Genomic DNA, 19,591 nt, shown 5'->3' on the forward strand with positions numbered 1-19,591 from the left:
AGCCCAGTATAATAAAAAAATTATACTGGGTTTGTAAACAACCTGAAAGCCACCTGCATAAAGGTGGCTTTTTATACTATAAATATTAATTATTTATATCGCTGAAACATTCTCACATTTCAACAATTGAAGTAGCATCTTCTTTCGATTTTATTAAAATGTTTGAAATTACAAAAGCTAGTAAAGAAGGTACAAGCCATGAGAATCCTGCACTTGCTAGAGGAATAAATTTAATAAATGCGATGTTATTCCCAAATAAACCATTTACTGTATCTAAAATAGTTATTATTAAAGCCGTGTATACAGTTATAGCAACAATCTTATCATTTTTCACTTTATCACCAAGAAAGGTAATAGCTATTAGAATAATTACAATTGGATATAAAATTTGTAAAATTGGAACTGCCAATATAACTATACTATCAACGCCTTTTGTAGCTATTACTCCACTTACTAACGCCATAGAAATAGCATTAGTCGTGTATGATACTTTACCATTTGAGAGTTCAGTAAAGTATTTTGCTCCACTTGAAAGTAATCCTATAGAAGTTGTTAAGCATGCAAGACTCACAGATAAACTAAGAATAACGCTACCAATACTGCCTAAGTCTAGTTTTACAATTTGTGTAACTAGATTAGTTCTAGCTATATCTTCAGAGAACAAAGTAGATGTTTGAGATCCAAGATACATAAGTCCAGAATATACAAAGGCTAAACCCACTACAGCCACCATAGATGCCTTTATAGTCATCTTCATTATATCCTTTGGATTTTCATAACCCTTTGCTCTAACAGCTGAAAGAATTATTGATGCCAATATAACAGAGCCCATACCGTCCATCGTTTGATAACCTTCTAATAAAGATTTTGAAAATGCACCTTGGTAATATGTATTTACAATTGGTCCAATAGGAAATATTATCCCTTTAAATATAATTATAGCGAGCATTAATAAAAGTGCTGGTGTAAGTATTTTACCTATATTATCAATTATTGAAGAAGGTTTAAGCACGAATGCAAGTGTTATTGCAAAATACAATATAATAGTTATGTTTTGCCCCATAAATGGGAATAAAGGCTGTATTCCAAGTTCGAAAGTCGTTGCGGCTGTTCTTGGAACTGCAAATAAAGGTCCTATAACAAGAATTAAAGCTACACCTGTTATTATTGCAAATTTTGAACCTACTCTATTTGCCATTTTATCGAAAGAACCATTAATTTTAGCACAGGCAATTATTCCAATTAGAGGAAGACCAACTCCTGTAAGGAGGAACCCTATAATAGCTATAATAAACTTGCTTCCTACCGCTTTCCCTAAGTATGGTGGAAAAATTAGGTTTCCTGCACCGAAAAACATTGCAAATAGTGCAAACCCTATAACCAAGGAATGTTTTGTTGAAGTTTTCATTTGTGTATACCTCCAGATGATGAATTTATGTAATTTTAAAAAATAATTAAATCCATACTATTATTTTAAGAATAAGGCTTACCTTATCTTTTTAATTTCTAATTGAGCCATAATGCATGGTAATGCTAGGTTGAACAATAGTTTTCCTATTTTACCGTTTTCAAAATCTGAATTCATGAGAAAATCTCCTTATTAAATTATTTGAATAATAGCATTGTATAACAATGCGTGAATAATAACAACTATGAAAAGTATACCAATGAGCTAACTTCCGTATCACTGCGATGCAATCAATACATTTTTTTGCTGTTGCAATTCCCCTAGGCCATTACCATAACTGCGCATATTTTTTTATTTACAAACAAGCCTTTAAATGCTAAAATTAGTCCATAATTGTTATAAATTGTGAAGTAACAACATTTTTTTACACCTAGTATTAGTTACTGTAAACCTTACAGCATGATAGATTGTAGAATCTAATAAATTAAAAGTAAAAACTTGAAAATTTACATTAGTCAAGTGTATCATTATTTGAATATGTTCTTTTATCATCTAAGGAGAAGTGATTTAATGTATGAGTATTAAAATTAAAATAATTATTAGTTACCTAATATTAATTATACTTACATCAAGTTTTTTAGGTATTTTAATTGGTAAAATATCAAAGGATGCAGTATTTAAAGAAGTTAAAGAAAAAAGTCAAACTGTAACAGAATTAATTAATACTACAATAAGTGTAAGAAATGATTCCATTATAGAAAAGTCTTATAGTAATTTAGATTCTGCTGAGAAATTATTATGTAGTTTTGGTAATATAAACGTAGATAATACCCAAAGTATAAAAGTAGGGGATTATTATTTACCAGTTTTATATGCTGGAACACATAAGCTATCATTAGACACTAATATTGTTGATGATATACATAAATCTATAGGTAGCACAGCTTCTATATTTTTATTAAGTAATAATAAATTAATAAGGGTATCTACAACCCGTATTAAAGGCAACCAAAGACTTGAAGGAACATACTACCCTGCTGGCTCAGATATTTACAATACAATAATTAATAATCAAGAGTATTGGGGCGTAAATTTATCTGAAAATGAAAGTTATTTGTCAAGAATCAAACCATTACTTAATAAAGATAAAAAGGTTGTAGGAGCGATAGCTGTAGGGAATACGTTACTTAATGATTATTTAGAAAAAACATTAAATAACTTTAAAATTGGAAAAACAGGTTATGTATACATAATGGATTCTAATGGAAAAGCGATTGTCCATCCTACTGATAAGGGAAAGAATCTAAGCAACTATGAATCAAGTAAAAAAATAATTTCAAAAAGAGATGGATTAATTGAATACACATATAAAGGTGTGCATAAATTAGCTTACTCTATGTATTTCGAACCTTGGGATTGGTATATTGTTACCACAGCTAACTATGATGACTTAGCATCGTCAAGTAAATCAATTTTGAATACCACATTATTAAGTGGGTTATTAATGATTTTATTAGGTGGGATTATAGCTGTGTTTATGGCTAACAATTTGGTTAAACCCATTAATAAATTAAAGTCATATATGGAGATTGCGGGCTCAGGCGATTTAACAGTACATTCGGACATAAAAAACAAAGATGAAATAGGGGTATTATCCGATAGTTTTAATAATATGATAACTGAAAATAAACATTTGATAGAAGAATTAGTACAATATGATAAATTAAAAACTGAATTTATTGCCAATATGTCTCATGAATTAAAGACACCGTTAAATATAATTTTTTCTACAGCACAATTATTTTCTGTATATATAAGCAAAGATATAACTTCAAATAACATGGACAAGTTAAACGAATATACAAATTATATAAAACAAAATTGTTATAGACTGTTACGACTCGTAAATAATATAATTGATATTAGTAAAATCGATTCTAAATTTATGGAGTTAAATTTAAAGAATCAAAATATAATACAAGTTGTTGAGGAAATAACCCTGTCAACTATTCCGTATGTGCAAGGCATGTCAAGAATAATTATTTTTGATACGGATATAGAAGAAAAAATTATGGCTTTCGATGAAGAAAAGATGGAGAGAATTTTACTTAATTTAATTTCTAATGCAACTAAATTTACTAGGCCTGGAGATAAAATCGAAGTTTGCGTTTACGATAAAGATAGTCACATTATACTTTCTGTAAAGGATAATGGCATAGGAATTCCAGAAGATAAGTTATCACAAATTTTTGAAAGGTTTAAGCAAGTGGACCCTATACTAAGTAGAGCACATGAAGGTAGTGGTATAGGACTTGCTCTAGTTAAATCTTTAGTTGAAATGCATGGTGGTATAATTAATGTACAAAGTAAGTATCAAGAAGGTACAGAATTTACAATAAGCTTGCCTGTTAATATAGTTGACGGTAACGATAATCCGAATTCAAAAATAGGTTTAATGAATCAAACAAACAGTGAAAAAATTCAAATTGAATTTTCCGATATATATAAATAAAAAAGCTGCATTGAATGCAGCTTTTTTATTATACCCTTTACTTTTTCTTTAATATTTGAATTTGTCCTAAAGATCTTTCCTCGCCATCATTCCCAACTCTAGTCATTATGTATATTTCATAAAAATCTCCGCTTACCTCAATATTATTTCTATCTATATACTCAATAAGACTTTTATAATACTTGCTAGTATCATTATAATCATCATCAAAATTTAATGTTATATATTCCCCCTTTGGCAAAGTTATTAAATTATCATCATTTGTAACACACTCGAAACCATTAATTAGCATATTATTATATATTAGTTCATTATATTTTTTTATATCTTCATATGATACAGCAAAAGCAAGTTCTTTAATTGAACTACTATACTTCTGCTCCATCGATACTAATATTTCACTTAGATTTATTTCAAATTCTTCTGTATATCTCTTTGTATTATTATATTTTTTGAATTTTCTTTCCTTGTTATATTTAATAAAAACATCATTAATCCCTTCTTTTAAAGAATTTTTTATACGCTTCTCAAGAAAACTAATATTATTTTTTACTGCGTTTAAATCTTTTATTTTGGTATCTATCATTTCCTTTTGCTTACTTATTATATTAAGTATGGAATCAAATGAAGTATAATTTTCTATTAATTCCTTTATTTCATCTAAAGATAAGCCCATAGCCTTACATTGTTTTATTGAATTAAGTATTACAAAGTGTTTTGCAGAATAATATCTGTATCTGCTCTTCTCGTCTATATATGAAGGTTTTAGTAATCCAATTTTATCATAATATCGTAATGTCTGAACTGATATATTTTGTAACTTTGACATTTCTCCTATTGAAAAGTTTGTCCCCATATTCTCACCTCATTTGTATTTAATATTTCCAAATAATGATGCTATTTTTTATTTTTAATGCATCTTCAAACTATTATTTTCCTTTAAGTTCCACATTTAAATCGGTTAAAACCGCTTGTGTAGAAGTTTTTATGTTTGCAATTAGTTTTATAGTTATAAATGTTAAACTTTCGGATACCATCGCACTTACCCATATTCCATTTATCCCAAACATACTTCCAAATAAAGTTAAGCATATTGGCAAGAAAATAACTGATCTACATACACAACTTATATTTGCATACTTTGGTTTTTCTATAGCTTGATAATACACAAGGGTATTTAAATTTATTCCTACTACAAAATAGCTAAAACTTGCTATTCGAAGGGCCTTATATGCTAACTGCGCTATGTATGGATCTGTTGTGAATATTCCTATAACCTTCTGTCCAAAGATAAAACTTGTTATAACAAAAAAAGCACTTATTAAAATTGATGCTACGCATGTTATTTTAAAGAATCCTATCAATTTCTCAACATCTTTTCTTCCATAGCTGTAACTTAAAAGTGGTTGTACTCCAAGTGTTATTCCATAAAGAACCATATATATATTTGTAGTTAAATAATTTATTATACTATATGCAGAAATTCCTACCTCACCTACATATTTTGCTAAAGCTATATTATGCAATAACACAATTATTGAATAACTTGCTTGTGCAAAGAATGATGGGAATCCTATAAGTGAAAACTCTTTAATAAGTTCCTTACTAATCTTTACATTCCCAAAAGTTAATTGACCTTCTCCTTTTAAGAAGTGAGGTAATAGCATACATACCGTAACTATTTGACCAAGGCCTGTAGCTATAGCTGCTCCTTTTATTCCAAAACCAAGTTGAAATATAAATATATAATCTAATATTACATTAGTTATTGCACCACTTATTGTAGAAACCATTGCAAGTTTTGGTCTTCCATCGTTCCTAACAAAACTACTAAGAACTATTCCCGTTAAATTAGGAATACAAAACAGTGCATAAAACCTTAAATATTCTACTGATAAACCCTGTAGCCTCTCTGTTGCTCCTAATAACTTTACTATTGGTTCTGTAAATATAACACCAATTACACTTATTACAACACTAATTATTAGCAGAAATTTAAATACTTGTCTAAATATATTTACTGCCTTTTCAGTATTACTTGCTCCAAAATTTTTAGAGACTAGAGCTCCTCCACCTATTGCAAACATAGAAGCTAATCCAAATAACATAACTGTAAATGGTAGCACTATGTTAACTGCTGCTAATGCTGAATCACCAACACCTTGTCCTACGAACATTCCATCAACAACTGTATATAAAGATGAAATAAACATAGCAAGTGCTGATGGAATAGCATATTTCAAAAATCTCTTTGTCATATATATCCACCTTTTTTCATTATTTTCACACTTTCTTATTATAAACTGTATTGTTACTATAGAGTCAACTTCTTTCTAAATAAGCAAAAGTATTACTAAAAAATAGAGCCAACAGATAAATTTTTATCCGCGACTCTATTTTTTATTTTTTTGAATACTACAGAAATAACATTAAAATGTCTAATTTATTATGCTCTATCCCTTTTAGAAAAACGTGTTTAAATAAATTTTTCAGCACTCTTCCAATGTTTTGAAGCTAAATCATACTTTTTAAAGTCTGGTATAGTTCCACCTGTTTCAACTAAAGCTTTTGCTACTTTTTTAAAATCCCTTCTTGTTTCACATTTAAAAGAATTTGATTCCTCTATTGATTCCATTACATCTCCAATTTTTTGCTGAAAGCTATTCATTCTTAAACCTCCTTCTATTTTGATGTGATAGAAAATAACCCTGAATTTTATCTACTGGAGAGTCATTTGATAAACGCTAATGCCTTGATTGTGTAGAACTATCACTTGATTTTATTTTTTCTTCTAAAGTAACATCAGTAATGTCACTAGTCATATTAGATATGTTATACATAATAGACATCTCAGTATTTGAAACGCCACTAATTCCTTTATTAGCATCTAATTGATTAATTGATTTTTTTGCTTTTCCTAACTTATTTTTATTCATTAGTATCTCCCTTCCAATACTGAAATTAAACTATATATTACACTATATAGTTTAACCATTTTGTTATAAAGTATAACAGGAAACTAATGAACTCTATTTTAATAGGTTATTAAGTATGAGTCATATATAAAAATCAGTTATAAGTAAATATGTTTCAGCAATAAGTATAAATAGTTTTTTTACACATACTATATTTATAGTAAAATTGGCGGTGAAGAATAAATGAAAATTTTATTTATGACAGTTACCCTAAGGGCATCATGGTCGCATTCATTAAAAGAAAAAAGAATGGTTGTAAAAAGCATAGTTCAAAAACTAAAAAACAAGTTTAATATATCAGTAGCAGAAGTAGCTGAGCAGGATATTCATCAAACAATAGTTATCGGTATCGTAGGAATATGTGGAACTTCATCTCAGCTAGATTCTACAATGGAGCATATTATAACTTTTATAGAATCTAATACTGATGCAGAAATAATTGATATTCAGAAAGAGGATATCCAAGGTATGTAGACTTTCTATTGATGCTATAATTAGTCTTGTTGAAAAAAAACTGCATAACATATTCAATGTGAAGAGTTGTTGAATATGTTATGCAAGTGTTTTTTGTATGTGGGTAAAAATCTTTTCCCTTACATTTCTATATCCTTCCAGTTGACATTAAAACTAGTTTTCCAAAGAATTACATTAAATATCAAAAGCGCGACCGCATAAACACCAATATATATCATATTATTTCTAATAGCTACATGGATTCCAGCAAATACTAAAAGCAGCATAATTGTAATTACTGATGGCTTTATAAGCTTACCACTATCCGATGTAGCAAACTTTACACTAAAGGGCATTGCCTTATTTGATGCTTTAAAATACACCAATAATAATATTAAAAGAACTAGAAACATTACTATTAAGTCTAAAATTATTGACGGTCCTTTAAAAATTGTGAACACTATAGATTCTAATATATAGAGTGGTAGTATTAGTTTGAATATAGTTCCTTTTACTGCCCCTTTTAATATTACTCCTGGATTTTCTATTGGCAATACCTTGTATATAAATGCCCCCTTATAATTATCACTATTATTTATAAACGCTGTACAAAAGCAAAGCAAGAATATAGTTATATACATTAACAAATGAATTTTCCCACCATATCCTGTTTTAATATTAGCCATGAATGATTTATCTTGTCCGTTACCCATAAACATAAATAGCACTGGCATAAATACTGCCATTGCAAGCGTTGGATACACCTTAAGCTTCAAGTTTCTCTCTGTAGCTATCATATTTTGAGTAAATTTAAACATACCCTTTTCAATCTTGTCCTTGCAAACAAGTCCTGCTATAAATTCTTTTCTAGTTTCACTTTTGCGGCTTACGGCTCCCCCTCTATCATTTAATTTTTGAAGGTTCTTTTCAAAATAAGGCACTACGCTTTTAATATAAAGCGTCATTAACATAATCGGTCCTGCTATTGCGAGTGCAAATAAAAATATTAGAAAAGGTTGTTTATTCCCATCTATTAGTATACCAAATGGAGATGCAAGCCACATAGATGGAAGTAATGCATGCCACAATTTGGGCATATATTCACTGTTCATATTGGTAGCATCAAAGACTCTTGCAACTAGTTGGTATCCAAAAGCAAATACAAACGCTAATAATATTTGAAAATAGTTTATTATATCCTTTAATTTTTCTCCATCAAAAAAATTCAAAACTAAAGTATATAGTAAAGATGTTAAAGCTATAACTAAGAACACTACAAGTATATTGTCTATAAAAAATATCACAGAAAATAAAGCTCCATATTTTACGCTGCCAATAACTAGTGGAATCAAATTTAATGATAGTGATAAACCTATTAAATATATACATATATGAGTAGTCTTTGCTGCATTAAATGTTTTACTATCGATTGGCTTAGGTAGTAATATATTTTTCTCTTTTACATCTAGTAATACTGCTGAAAAATCAGATATCATAAGTGAAATCATCATAAATAGATTTATACCTATTACAACATTCGCAGATTGCATAGATGACATACCACCCGTCATTATTATTAATCCAATAAAAATGCTCATAACTGAATTGAACATCAATAATGATAGATAATTATTCTTGTCCTTACTTTCATCTCTCTTTTTATTATTCCCCATAACAGTACTTACTCTACGACCATCTGTGGTTAATTTTATCTGAAGAATCATTCTCATAGTCTTATAGTTAACGCCTAATTTTTCATATAAAGATTGAAATTTATCCAATATCGCGAGTACTGTGAAATTCTTCATAATTACACCTCGCAAACCAAAGAAACAAATTCTTTAGCAACCTCTGCATGCTCATTAAATCCTGTTAGCTGATTGAATATTTCTTCAAGTGTTCCTTCCTTCTTATTATTCTTAAGCTCTTCAAAACTTCCATCAGCAACTATCTGTCCCTCATTTAAAAGTAATATTCTATCACTTACCTTCTCTACAACATCCATTATATGTGAAGAGTAAAATATGGTTTTTCCGCTCTTTGCAAGACTCTTCATAACCTCTTTAAACACCATTACACTATTAGCATCTAGTCCCCCTAAAGGCTCATCAAAAAATAAAATATCGGGATTATGAATTAAACTACAGATTATAATTAACTTTTGCTTCATACCTTTTGAATATGAGGATATTCTAGAATCTATAGCATCCTCAATTCCAAATAAGCCCATTAGCTTCGTTACTCTCTCGATAAGCTTTTTTTCTTCTAATCCATATATTCCGCCTAAAAAGCTTATATACTCATAAGCAGTTAAGTTTTCATATATATCTGCAAGCTCTGGTACATACCCTATTTTCTTTTTATACTCTATGCTTCCATTACTTATATCTTGTCCTAATATTTCTACTTTTCCCGAGTATCCTTCTAATATCCCAAGCATTATCTTTATAGTTGTACTTTTACCAGCGCCATTAGTCCCTATATATCCGATTATTTGACCTCTAGGAATTTCTAAATTTATTCCGTTAAGCACCTTTTTACTCCCATAGCTCATTTGTAAATCTTTAATTGATATTATACTTTCTAAATTTCCCATCGTACCCTCCCCTTGGATGTATTTTTTATCTGTTTATGTAATTTATTATACTGCTTAATTGGGTAATTTCAACAAGTTTTCACTTGTTACTTGTATGTAAACATTTTAATTCTAATTTATATAAATCTCTTTAAAATAAGATTTCCACCTAAAAAAAATAGCACCAGCCTAAGCTGATGCCAACTCTTATAAATAATCTTGATTTCACAAGGTGCTTTCTAATGTTAATGGTTACTCACCTGTTATGTCACTCACCGAACAATTACTACATACTTTTTATTATTACCAGTTAATATATTCCTTAACCTCTGCTTTCTCCCCTAAAGTTACGTCTTTTAAAACCCATTCCTTAAACACTGGATATCCTGTTCTATCAACAATATACCCAATGTGTTCTTTTCCTCCTGGAGCATTTCCATCAATATACTTATCGATATATGAATATGTGTTTTTTATTATTTTGATTATATTTTCCTCGTCCACCCAAGTTATAAAATCTTGAGCCAGCCTAGGATTTTTCTTGCCAGTCCTACCCATTATCACAAGTTTATAATATTTCTCATAACTTCTGCTCCAGCAACTAGTCGGGCATTTACCTATGCATTCTCCACATCCAATACACTTGTCTTGGTTGCGTACTACTTTAAAGTTCTCCATTTTAAGTGCACCAGTAACTCTTTTTTTACAGTTAGTTACGCAAGATTTACAACTGATGCATCTATAAGATTCATATTGGGGCTCTGTCATTCCTATGATCCCAAAATCTTGTATTCTAGCCTTTATACAATCATTAGGACAACCTGTTAAAGCTACTTTCACATGATAGTCATTGGGAAATATTTCCTTTTCAATCTTTTTTGCAAAATCTGTAGTATTGTAATTTGCAAAAGGACAGACATTTGCCCCTATACAGGCTGACACATTTCTAGTACCTGCAGACAAGTATCCTGTATTTTCTGAAATCTGATTTATATCAAGGCCTTCTATAACTGATTGAATCATCTTATTAACTTCTGGTATTTTATCTATATCAATATTAGGTATTTCAAAACCCTGTCTTATAGTTATATGAATATTTCCATCTCCGTAAGTTTCTGCTACCCTTTGCAAAACTTCTAAATGTTTGGCTTCTATATGGCCACCAGGCACCCTTATTCTTATAGCTGTTTTACCTCTTTTTTTAGTTATTCTGTATGCATTTTTCTTCATCAACTTGGTATTTATATCCATTAAATTCTCCCCCTTAATCTACTAGATGAACTGCATCTAAATAGTTAAAAACAGGCCCATCTAAACATATATATGTATCATCAATTTTGCAGTGCCCACATTTCCCAACTCCACAACACATTTTTCGCTCATAAGATACCCATATATTTTTTTCTTTTACTCCTTTTTTTATAAATCCAGCTACTGTAAACTTAAGCATCATTGGTGGTCCTACTACAATAACCTGTACTTCATCCATATTCAGAACTTGAATATCTGCAATATATTTTGTTATGAGTCCTACAGTTCCAGTGTAGCCGTCATCAGCACTGTCTACAGTTAACGTTACACTGATACTCTTTTCCCAAACTTTGAAATTTTCTTTAAATAAGATGTCACTAGGCGACTTAAAACCTGCCATTAAATTAAAGCCCGTACATTCCTTTGGATTTTTAGCAAAATAATCTACTATCCCTTTTACTGGTGCCAGTCCAGTTCCCCCAGCAGCTACAATAACTTCTTTATTTTTATAAAGGTTAACATCAAATCCATTACCATAAGGCCCTCTTAAAAACAAGGTTCCTCCTACAAAAAAGCTATGAATTACATCCGTAACAGTGCCGACACGTCTAATTGTAAAATCTACATAACCCTCACCTATCTCACTAACGGATATAGGTGATTCTCCAAATTTTGGTATGGATACTTCAAAAAATTGACCCGGCTTTACAACACCTTCGAACTCCATTCTAAATGTATAATCCGTTTCTGTATGCTTACTTATATTAAGTATCTTAGATTTAAAAGGCATGTATATATTTTTCATTTATTCCACCTCATCCATTGCTTTATTTAATTTGTTTACACAATTTGAAAAAGATATATATTCAGGGCATATATCATCACATCTACCACAACCTATACACATATGATATCCGGCTCTCTTTTTAAAATCATATACCTTGTGCATAATTTTGAATCTCATTCTGTCTTTTTTATCCTGTCTAAATCCATGTCCGCCTGCCATATCACTGTATCCGTCTACATGACAAGATGCCCAAACACGCCTTCTTTCTCCCACGTTTTTATTTTCTTTATAGAAAATGTCCTGCGTAGTAAAACAAGAACAAGTACCGCAGACAAAATTACACCTGCCACAAGCAATGCATCTTGAAGAATATTCATCCCACATCTTTGATTTAAAAATTCTTTGATCTAAGTTTTCAGGTATATTAACCTTTACTTCATTAGTCAAAACAAATTCAGGCTCTACCACGACGTTACTAGGTTTATCTATGTTAAAGTACTTCATCAGTTCCTCGGATTTACAATTCACAAAGACCTCATCATCTTGAATTTTAGTGTACATATCATAATCTTCTATCATATTCGATCCCATACTTGCGCAAAAACAATTTTCAAAACTTTCACTACAACCCATAAGTACAAATTTAATTTTATCTCTTAAAACCTTATAATAATAATCTTCATTTCCATTTTTAAGGTAAATTTCATCTAATCTCTTTATAGCATGAATATCACAACTTCTTAAGAATATTAATATTTTCTTCTCATCGCATTTTGGCTCTACGCAATCATTTTCAGTAAAGTAAAATAATGTTTGAGTAATTGGCAATGTTATTTCTTTAGGAGAAAAACTAGATTTTAAATCAAACTCTACTTCCCTTATACTCTTTATTTCCCTATACCTAACAGTATCTGTATCCGCAAAAGTTCCTTTTCCCTTGAGCACTACTGGTGCATACACCTTATATTCATGTCGCAATGTTTCAAGATACTCATCAAACTTCTCTATTTTCAACTTAAAGCCCATAAATGCACACCTTCCATTATAATAAATTTTACCTATTCGCTAAATATTGTTAATTAATTAACTTCATTAGTTAGTTCCTATAAAAATTAAATTTATAACTAACTATGCATATTGTATTTTAAATCATAAAAAAAGTATGTGATTTTCATCACACACCTTTAAAGTATTTGCTTAACTTTTCTCTATTAACTATGAATTTTCTATATTTTATTCTAACCATATCCATGTTTTCAAGCTCTTTTACTGCCCTTGAAATAGTTTCGCGAGAGCTACCTAACATATCTGCTAAATAAGTTATGTTTATTTTAATATCTATTAAAACGCCATCTTCTGTTTCTACACCATAATCTTTAGATAGCTTCCAAAGCTTTGCGGCTACCCTTTTGTCCATTTTAGTAGGAACTGTGTTCTTAATTTGTCTATACACTCTTCTTATTTTTTTACTCATAGAGTTTAATATAATCTCTGTAAGCTTAAAATCCTGTTTCATAATATTTAATAAGTCTACTTTTGATATACTTATAATTTCACTATCTTCAAACCCTTCACAATTAATAGATGTCGTAAAATTGTCAAAATTGACCTCGTTTATAATCTCACCTTTGTTTAGGATATAGATAACCCTCTTTTGACCCTTTTCCGATACTCTGTACATAGTTACCTTTCCCTCTAGCACTATATATATATTATTTGTGATTTCTCTTTCAGCAAATAACATTTGTGATTTTTTCAATTTTTTTACTACAACACTCTCTCTTATTAAATCCAAAGTTTTATCCTCAACACATTTAAATAAAGGAAGGTCTTTTAATTGCCTAAGCGATATTTGTGTCATATTAACTTCTCCTTATGATTTCATTTTATAATCTCATTATAATAAAAATACTAATATTCTTATTATATAGCAATAAATTTTAAAATAAAACAAAAAAAGAAATTATACATTACTTACCTTTATTAATCCTAGCTTTAATAATATATATTTTTATTGTTTTATTTCTCTTTTGCTACGTACCAATATGCTGCTCCAATAAATACAGCTCCACCTACAAAGTTTCCTAGGGTAACCCAAATTAAGTTGTGCGCTAATCCTCCTATAGAAATCGCTGCGGTGTGAGGAATCATTAGTGCCGTTGTAAGCAAAGTCATATTCGCAACACTATGTTCGAACCCTATAGTTATAAATGCAAATAGGCACCAAAAAATCATTATAAGTTTAGCCGTTTCTTCCTTTAATTTAATAGCACACCATACGGCTAAACAGACTAACATATTACAAAGTAACCCTTTTAAAAATAATTCTATGCTTGGCGTTGCCATTTTCCCTTGTGATGTTTTTAAAATAAAAGTTGCTGTGCTACCCTTTGCAAGCCCAGAACCTACAAATATTGCTGCTAGCACTGCTGACCCTATAAAGTTTCCTATAAAACTGTATATCCAAATATTTATTGAATCAAGTAAAGGAACTTTCTTTTCTAGAGACCCTATGGTCATAATCATGTTATTTCCTGTAAAAAGTTCGGAGCCCGCCATTATTACAAGACTTAAGGCAATCCCAAAGGAAGCTCCCATAATAGTTTTCGTTGCCGGTGACTCAGCCGCTGCAAATGATCCTCCAATAGTAAATATCAATAAAATTCCAAATCCCACATAAGCACCAGCTAGGGCCGCTGCAGTGAGGTACCTCATTTTACTTTTCTTTAAAAGTTCAGATTTTTTTACCGCCGATATTGAAACTTTGTTAATTTCTTCACTAAACAAGACATACCACTTCCTTCTATAAAAGATACCCACATTATATCATTACAGAAAAAGAAAATATGTGACTAATATCACATATTTTCTAAAATTATTTTTTACCAACGATCTAACTTCCAGGACGTTAGTTATTAATAAAAAAGAGCACTTAAGGTAATCAATCCTTATGTGCTCTCATTTTAATATAAAATTATTTTTTAGGTCCTTTTTCTAATATTTTTATTCCAAAATCAGGAAAATCAGTAAATAAACCATCTACATCAGCTTCAAAGTAGAATTTTTGCATTAACTCTTCTACACTAGTTACATATTTAGGGATTTCATCTTTTCTAAATGTATATGGATGAACAACAAGATTATGTTTATGTGCATCTTTTACTAAATTAGGATTAATAACTGGTTCTTTATCGTTCTTCCCATTTTCATCTATTATTTGTTGGTACCAAGGTCCAATACCATTTGCATATTCAGCTACTTTTGCTAGTCCTTCATCCGACATCATTTTTTTATAATTTGCCCCTGGACAATCTGCTTCTTCACCAATTAGCTGGACCATTTTCATTTTTGCGCCCATTTCTGTCCTAACTTTTCTTAAGTAAGTTGGATCAAAACATTGTAAATAAATTTTTGATTCAGGCGTATCATATCCATATTTTCTAAGAACTTTTAATACCACAGATCCAATATCTTGTCCATTATCTGTATGAAATTTAGGCTCTTTTAATTCAGGGTAAATTCCTTTTTCTTGACCTGTACTTTTATTCAGCCCTTGTACAAGTTGTATCATTTCTTCTAATGTTGGAACTTCAAAATGAGCACTATTTAAAGGAAATCTATCAGGGAAAACAGGATCCTTAGACCCTTCTTTTGTACGTTCGTGCACGTTAAGTGTTTTAATTTCTCCTAGCGTGAAATCAATTACATAGTAATGTCCATCGCTTCGTTTTCTATTTGGGTAACGCTTTGCTACATCTGTTGTCGTATCTAACATATTATCATGCATTATTACTGGAACACCATCTTTAGATAAACAAACATCACTCTCTATGTAATCTGCCCCTAGTCCATAAGCTAAAGCATAGGACTCTAAAGTATGTTCAGGTAAATATCCAGAAGCACCCCTATGTCCAATCACTATTTTATTGCTTTTATTTTTTGTTGAAACAGTTGTGGTATTACTTGCTACTGGAGGAGACTGTTTAGACTTCTGTCTACATCCTGCGAATAATCCTGCTGTTATGGTAAGTGTACATGCTAGAGCAATTAGTTTTTTTTCGTTCTTCATGTTATATCCCCCTTGTATAATCTAGTTATACGTTTTCAAATCTTGTAGATGTGATAACGTTTTCTGTTAGCTACCAAATTGATTATAACTAAACTAAACGAAGAATTCAAGAAAAAAACAGAAAATTTTTCTAGCATTTTCATATTTTATCACTAACTTTAAATTAACAGCGTATTTTACATAAATGTAAAAACAAGTTACTCGACGAATATTTATGAGGGAAGAACAACTGAATTCGCTACATCATCCATTATTTTGCTTTGCATTAATTTGGTTATTATGGTAATATAACATTAAATAATTAAGGGCGGAGAAAAGAGAGCCTTAATGTATGGGTATTTCATACCTATTAATTAAGGTTCTCTTTTTATTCGCATTTAGGAGGTAAGATAATGTTTGACGTAACTATTATTGGCGCTGGTATTGTTGGATGCTCAGTATCAAGAGAACTATCTAAATATAATTTAAAAACATGTGTTATTGAAAAATCTAGTGATGTTGCTTCTGGTACAACAAAAGCAAATAGTGCAATAGTACATGCAGGGTATGATGCTAATCCAAGTACTATTAAGGGGAAATTAAACGCAAAAGGTAATGAAATGTATACAAAGCTTGCAAAGGAATTAGATTTCCCATTTAAGAGGAATGGATCATTGGTTCTGTGCTTCGACGAGAAACACATGAATGATCTTAAAGAATTACTAGAACAAGGCGAAAAAAATGGAGTACCTAATTTAGCTATTCTTGATGGAGATCAAGTTAGAGAAATGGAACCTAATGTAACATTGAGCTGTGTCGGTGCCTTATATGCTCCAACAGGAGGAATTGTTTGCCCATATGAAATGACTATTGCTATGGCTGAAAACGCATACACCAATGGCGTGGAATTTGAATTTGGAACTGAGGTCCTTAATATAGAAAAAAAACAAAGTTGTTACGTTATAAAAACTAATAAAGGCGACATTGAAACAAAAGTAGTAATAAATGCAGCCGGTTTATTTTCGGATGAAATTAATAATATGGTAAGCAATAATAAATTTAAAATACTTCCCAAGCTAGGAGAATATGTCTTATTTGATAAAGCTTGCGGAGATTTAGTTACAAAAACTATTTTTCAACTTCCAACTAAACTTGGAAAAGGAGTTTTAGTTACCCCTACTGTTGATGGTAACCTTCTAATTGGACCTAATGCTGTAGATCAAGATAACAAAGCTGATCTTAGTACAACTCGCGAAGGCATCGATGATATCGTTTTAAATGCTCAATTAAGTATCCAAATGCCACTTCCTATGAATATGGTTATAACTTCTTTTGCAGGGAATAGATCAAAATGCGAGGGAAATGATTTTATAATTGGGGAAGCAGAAGACGCTAAGAACTTTATTAATGTAGCAGCAATTGATTCTCCAGGTTTAACTAGTGCTCCAAGTATTGCTGCAATGGTAGCTGATATAGTAACAGAAAAATTAGCACCGCAGGAAAATGTAAAATTCAACCCTATACGAAAAGGTACAAGAAAATTTAGAGAAATGTCAAACGATGAGCGAAAAAAAATAATCAAGGAAATACCTGAATATGGAACAATTGTTTGTAGGTGTGAAACTGTAACAGAAGGTGAAATTATAGACTCTATAAGAAGACCTCTTGGAGCAAAAACACTTGATGGAGTTAAAAGAAGGACAAGAGCTGGAATGGGGAGATGCCAATCGGGCTTTTGTGCAACAAAAGTTGTAGATATTCTTTCAAGAGAACTTAATATACCACGATGCGCCATCACAAAATCAGGCGAAAATTCTATACTGCTCACTGGCAAAAATAAACAATCTTTATAAATTGGAGGAATATATATGCAAGAATATGATTTAATCATAATTGGTGGAGGTCCAGCAGGCCTTGCAGCTGCAGTTTCTGCAAAGGATCAAGGGATAAACAGCATTTTAATTATAGAAAGAGATAATCAATTAGGTGGTATTCTCAATCAATGTATTCATAATGGTTTTGGTCTTCACACCTTTAAAGAAGAACTTACTGGTCCTGAGTATTCACAACGGTTTATTGACAAGGTTATTGCACTTAATATCGAGTATAAACTAAATACCATGGTTCTAGATGTAAATGATAGTAAACAAGTTACTGCTGTAAATACAGAAGATGGTATATTGGAGCTCCAGGCAAAAGCAGTTATACTTGCAATGGGATGCAGAGAAAGACCAAGAGGAGCTTTAAACATACCAGGTGCAAGATGCGCAGGTATTTATACAGCTGGAACAGCTCAAAAATATGTTAATGTTGAGGGTCTAATGCCAGGAAAAGAAGTAGTAATACTTGGTTCTGGAGATATCGGACTTATAATGGCAAGACGAATGACTCTCGAAGGTGCAAATGTAAAGGCTTGTGTAGAACTAATGCCTCATTCAAGTGGACTTAAGAGAAATATTGTACAATGCTTAGACGATTTTAATATTCCTTTAAAATTAAGCCACACTATAACAAATATACATGGGCATGATAGACTTTGCGGAGTTACTATAGCTCAAGTTGATGACCATAGAAAACCAATTAAGGGAACTGAGGAATACATTGCTTGTGATACATTACTTTTATCTGTTGGCCTTCTACCCGAAAATGAACTTTCTAGAAAAGCTAATGTTAAACTTTCCAGAGTTACTGGGGGTCCTGAGGTAGATGAAAGCATGCAGACGAGCATTTCTGGAATATTTACCTGTGGCAATGTGCTTCACGTTCATGATTTAGTAGATAATGTAACCACTGAAAGCTACACTGCTGGTAGAAATGCTTCTGATTACATAAAAGGAATTTACCATGCCGGAAAGAGTATTGAGATCTTCGCGACAGACGGAGTTAGGTATACAGTACCAAGTACTATCAATCCTGAAAATATCGATAACATAATAGATGTTAGATTTAGGGTTGGTGAGGTACATAAATCTGCTTATATATCTGTTTATTTTGATGATGTGCGCGAAATGCATTTAAAGAAAAAGATTCTTACACCAGGCGAAATGGAAAGCGTTAAATTAACTAAAGCAGTTTTTGATAAATATAGTAACTGTAAAAAGATTACCATAAAGGTAGAAAAGGAGTAGTTAACTATGAGTACAAGGGAATTAACATGCATAGGCTGTCCAATAGGTTGTGCTCTTGTGGTAGCGCTTGAGGGCAAAGAAGTTATTAGCGTTAAAGGAAATACCTGTAAGATTGGAGAAACCTACGGCAAGAAAGAATGCACTAATCCAACAAGAGTCGTTACATCCTCTGTTTTAGTTTCAGGTGGGGAAAATGAGATACTTCCTGTTAAAACTGAGAGAGATATTCCAAAGGATCTGATTTATGACTGCGTAAGAGCATTAAAAAATGTTATAGTAAAAGCTCCTATTTCTATAGGTGATGTGGTTCTAGAAAACGTACTTGACACAGGCGTAAATATTATAGCAACTAAGGATATTGGAGCTGCATAGTGGTATTAACTCAAGGCAGTTAGATGGAGGAAATTCACGGTATTAATAAATGTAATACCGTGTTTCTATAAAATTCAAGTAA

At 31.0% G+C, this 19,591-nt stretch carries 18 protein-coding genes; 5 read left to right on the plus strand and 13 right to left on the minus strand.

All coding sequences use genetic code 11. The features are described 5' to 3' along the window. Window positions 1-112 precede the first annotated feature (112 nt). A complete protein-coding gene (gene brnQ / locus ACWJJ2_RS05420; protein WP_216304388.1) occupies window positions 113-1,408 on the minus strand; it encodes a branched-chain amino acid transport system II carrier protein in 1,296 nt (431 codons plus the stop codon). Between the two features lie 574 nt (window positions 1,409-1,982). On the opposite strand from brnQ, the gene ACWJJ2_RS05425 reads away from it, so the two are divergent. Then, window positions 1,983-3,920 carry a Cache 3/Cache 2 fusion domain-containing protein gene (locus tag ACWJJ2_RS05425; protein ID WP_462953950.1) on the plus strand — a complete coding sequence of 646 codons (1,938 nt, stop codon included), beginning with the start codon at window positions 1,983-1,985 and terminating at the stop codon, window positions 3,918-3,920. A gap of 37 nt (window positions 3,921-3,957) precedes the next feature. Here ACWJJ2_RS05425 and ACWJJ2_RS05430 read toward each other — a convergent pair whose 3' ends face one another. The 4 genes from ACWJJ2_RS05430 to ACWJJ2_RS05445 all read right to left on the minus strand — a co-directional run bounded on the left by ACWJJ2_RS05430 (window position 3,958) and on the right by ACWJJ2_RS05445 (window position 6,856). Further along, window positions 3,958-4,776, minus strand: coding sequence for a MerR family transcriptional regulator (locus ACWJJ2_RS05430; protein ID WP_216304385.1), 819 nt, complete (start codon window positions 4,774-4,776; stop codon window positions 3,958-3,960). 73 nt (window positions 4,777-4,849) lie between these two features. After that, on the minus strand, window positions 4,850-6,178 hold the full coding sequence (locus tag ACWJJ2_RS05435; RefSeq protein ID WP_216304384.1) for an MATE family efflux transporter: 1,329 nt from the start codon (window positions 6,176-6,178) through the stop codon (window positions 4,850-4,852). Window positions 6,179-6,396: 218 nt separating this feature from the next. After that, window positions 6,397-6,588 (minus strand): hypothetical protein, encoded by a 192-nt coding sequence (locus tag ACWJJ2_RS05440; protein ID WP_216304383.1) that lies wholly within the window; start codon window positions 6,586-6,588, stop codon window positions 6,397-6,399. A 76-nt stretch (window positions 6,589-6,664) separates the two neighbouring features. Continuing rightward, complete coding sequence (locus ACWJJ2_RS05445) at window positions 6,665-6,856, minus strand: hypothetical protein (protein WP_462953951.1); 192 nt, start codon at window positions 6,854-6,856, stop codon at window positions 6,665-6,667. Between the two features lie 222 nt (window positions 6,857-7,078). Here ACWJJ2_RS05445 and ACWJJ2_RS05450 point away from each other — a divergent pair, with 222 nt between their 5' ends. Further along, complete coding sequence (locus ACWJJ2_RS05450; RefSeq protein ID WP_220286898.1) at window positions 7,079-7,369, plus strand: DUF503 domain-containing protein; 291 nt, start codon at window positions 7,079-7,081, stop codon at window positions 7,367-7,369. A gap of 119 nt (window positions 7,370-7,488) precedes the next feature. On the opposite strand, the gene ACWJJ2_RS05455 is transcribed toward ACWJJ2_RS05450, so the two are convergent. The 8 genes from ACWJJ2_RS05455 to glpQ form a co-directional block, all read right to left on the minus strand. Further along, on the minus strand, window positions 7,489-9,156 hold the full coding sequence (locus ACWJJ2_RS05455; RefSeq protein ID WP_462953952.1) for a hypothetical protein: 1,668 nt from the start codon (window positions 9,154-9,156) through the stop codon (window positions 7,489-7,491). 2 nt (window positions 9,157-9,158) lie between these two features. Next, window positions 9,159-9,944, minus strand: a complete 786-nt coding sequence (locus ACWJJ2_RS05460) for an ABC transporter ATP-binding protein (protein ID WP_216304379.1) — start codon at window positions 9,942-9,944, stop codon at window positions 9,159-9,161. 282 nt (window positions 9,945-10,226) lie between these two features. Further along, window positions 10,227-11,174 (minus strand): sulfite reductase subunit C, encoded by a 948-nt coding sequence (asrC, locus tag ACWJJ2_RS05465; RefSeq protein WP_216304377.1) that lies wholly within the window; start codon window positions 11,172-11,174, stop codon window positions 10,227-10,229. 13 nt (window positions 11,175-11,187) lie between these two features. Continuing rightward, window positions 11,188-11,979: an anaerobic sulfite reductase subunit AsrB gene (gene asrB / locus ACWJJ2_RS05470; RefSeq protein ID WP_165414447.1), complete on the minus strand. Its 792-nt coding sequence runs from the start codon at window positions 11,977-11,979 to the stop codon at window positions 11,188-11,190. Continuing rightward, window positions 11,980-12,987: an anaerobic sulfite reductase subunit AsrA gene (gene asrA / locus ACWJJ2_RS05475; RefSeq protein ID WP_216304376.1), complete on the minus strand. Its 1,008-nt coding sequence runs from the start codon at window positions 12,985-12,987 to the stop codon at window positions 11,980-11,982. Window positions 12,988-13,135: 148 nt separating this feature from the next. After that, the gene (locus tag ACWJJ2_RS05480) at window positions 13,136-13,822 is read right to left on the minus strand and encodes a Crp/Fnr family transcriptional regulator (protein WP_165414445.1); all 687 of its coding nucleotides are present in this window, start codon (window positions 13,820-13,822) and stop codon (window positions 13,136-13,138) included. Between the two features lie 158 nt (window positions 13,823-13,980). Beyond that, the gene (locus tag ACWJJ2_RS05485; protein ID WP_216304374.1) at window positions 13,981-14,748 is read right to left on the minus strand and encodes a formate/nitrite transporter family protein; all 768 of its coding nucleotides are present in this window, start codon (window positions 14,746-14,748) and stop codon (window positions 13,981-13,983) included. A 187-nt stretch (window positions 14,749-14,935) separates the two neighbouring features. Beyond that, window positions 14,936-16,030 (minus strand): glycerophosphodiester phosphodiesterase, encoded by a 1,095-nt coding sequence (gene glpQ / locus ACWJJ2_RS05490; RefSeq protein WP_165414443.1) that lies wholly within the window; start codon window positions 16,028-16,030, stop codon window positions 14,936-14,938. Window positions 16,031-16,422: 392 nt separating this feature from the next. On the opposite strand from glpQ, the gene ACWJJ2_RS05495 reads away from it, so the two are divergent. From ACWJJ2_RS05495 to ACWJJ2_RS05505, 3 genes are read left to right on the plus strand one after another with little or no spacing between them, the layout of a single operon-like run. Beyond that, on the plus strand, window positions 16,423-17,862 hold the full coding sequence (locus tag ACWJJ2_RS05495; RefSeq protein WP_258280700.1) for an NAD(P)/FAD-dependent oxidoreductase: 1,440 nt from the start codon (window positions 16,423-16,425) through the stop codon (window positions 17,860-17,862). Window positions 17,863-17,877: 15 nt separating this feature from the next. Beyond that, a complete protein-coding gene (locus ACWJJ2_RS05500; RefSeq protein ID WP_304518689.1) occupies window positions 17,878-19,137 on the plus strand; it encodes an NAD(P)/FAD-dependent oxidoreductase in 1,260 nt (419 codons plus the stop codon). Between the two features lie 6 nt (window positions 19,138-19,143). Continuing rightward, window positions 19,144-19,509: a DUF1667 domain-containing protein gene (locus ACWJJ2_RS05505; RefSeq protein ID WP_220287838.1), complete on the plus strand. Its 366-nt coding sequence runs from the start codon at window positions 19,144-19,146 to the stop codon at window positions 19,507-19,509. Window positions 19,510-19,591: the final 82 nt, after the last annotated feature.

This window comes from Clostridium sp. CM039, from assembly GCF_055081075.1.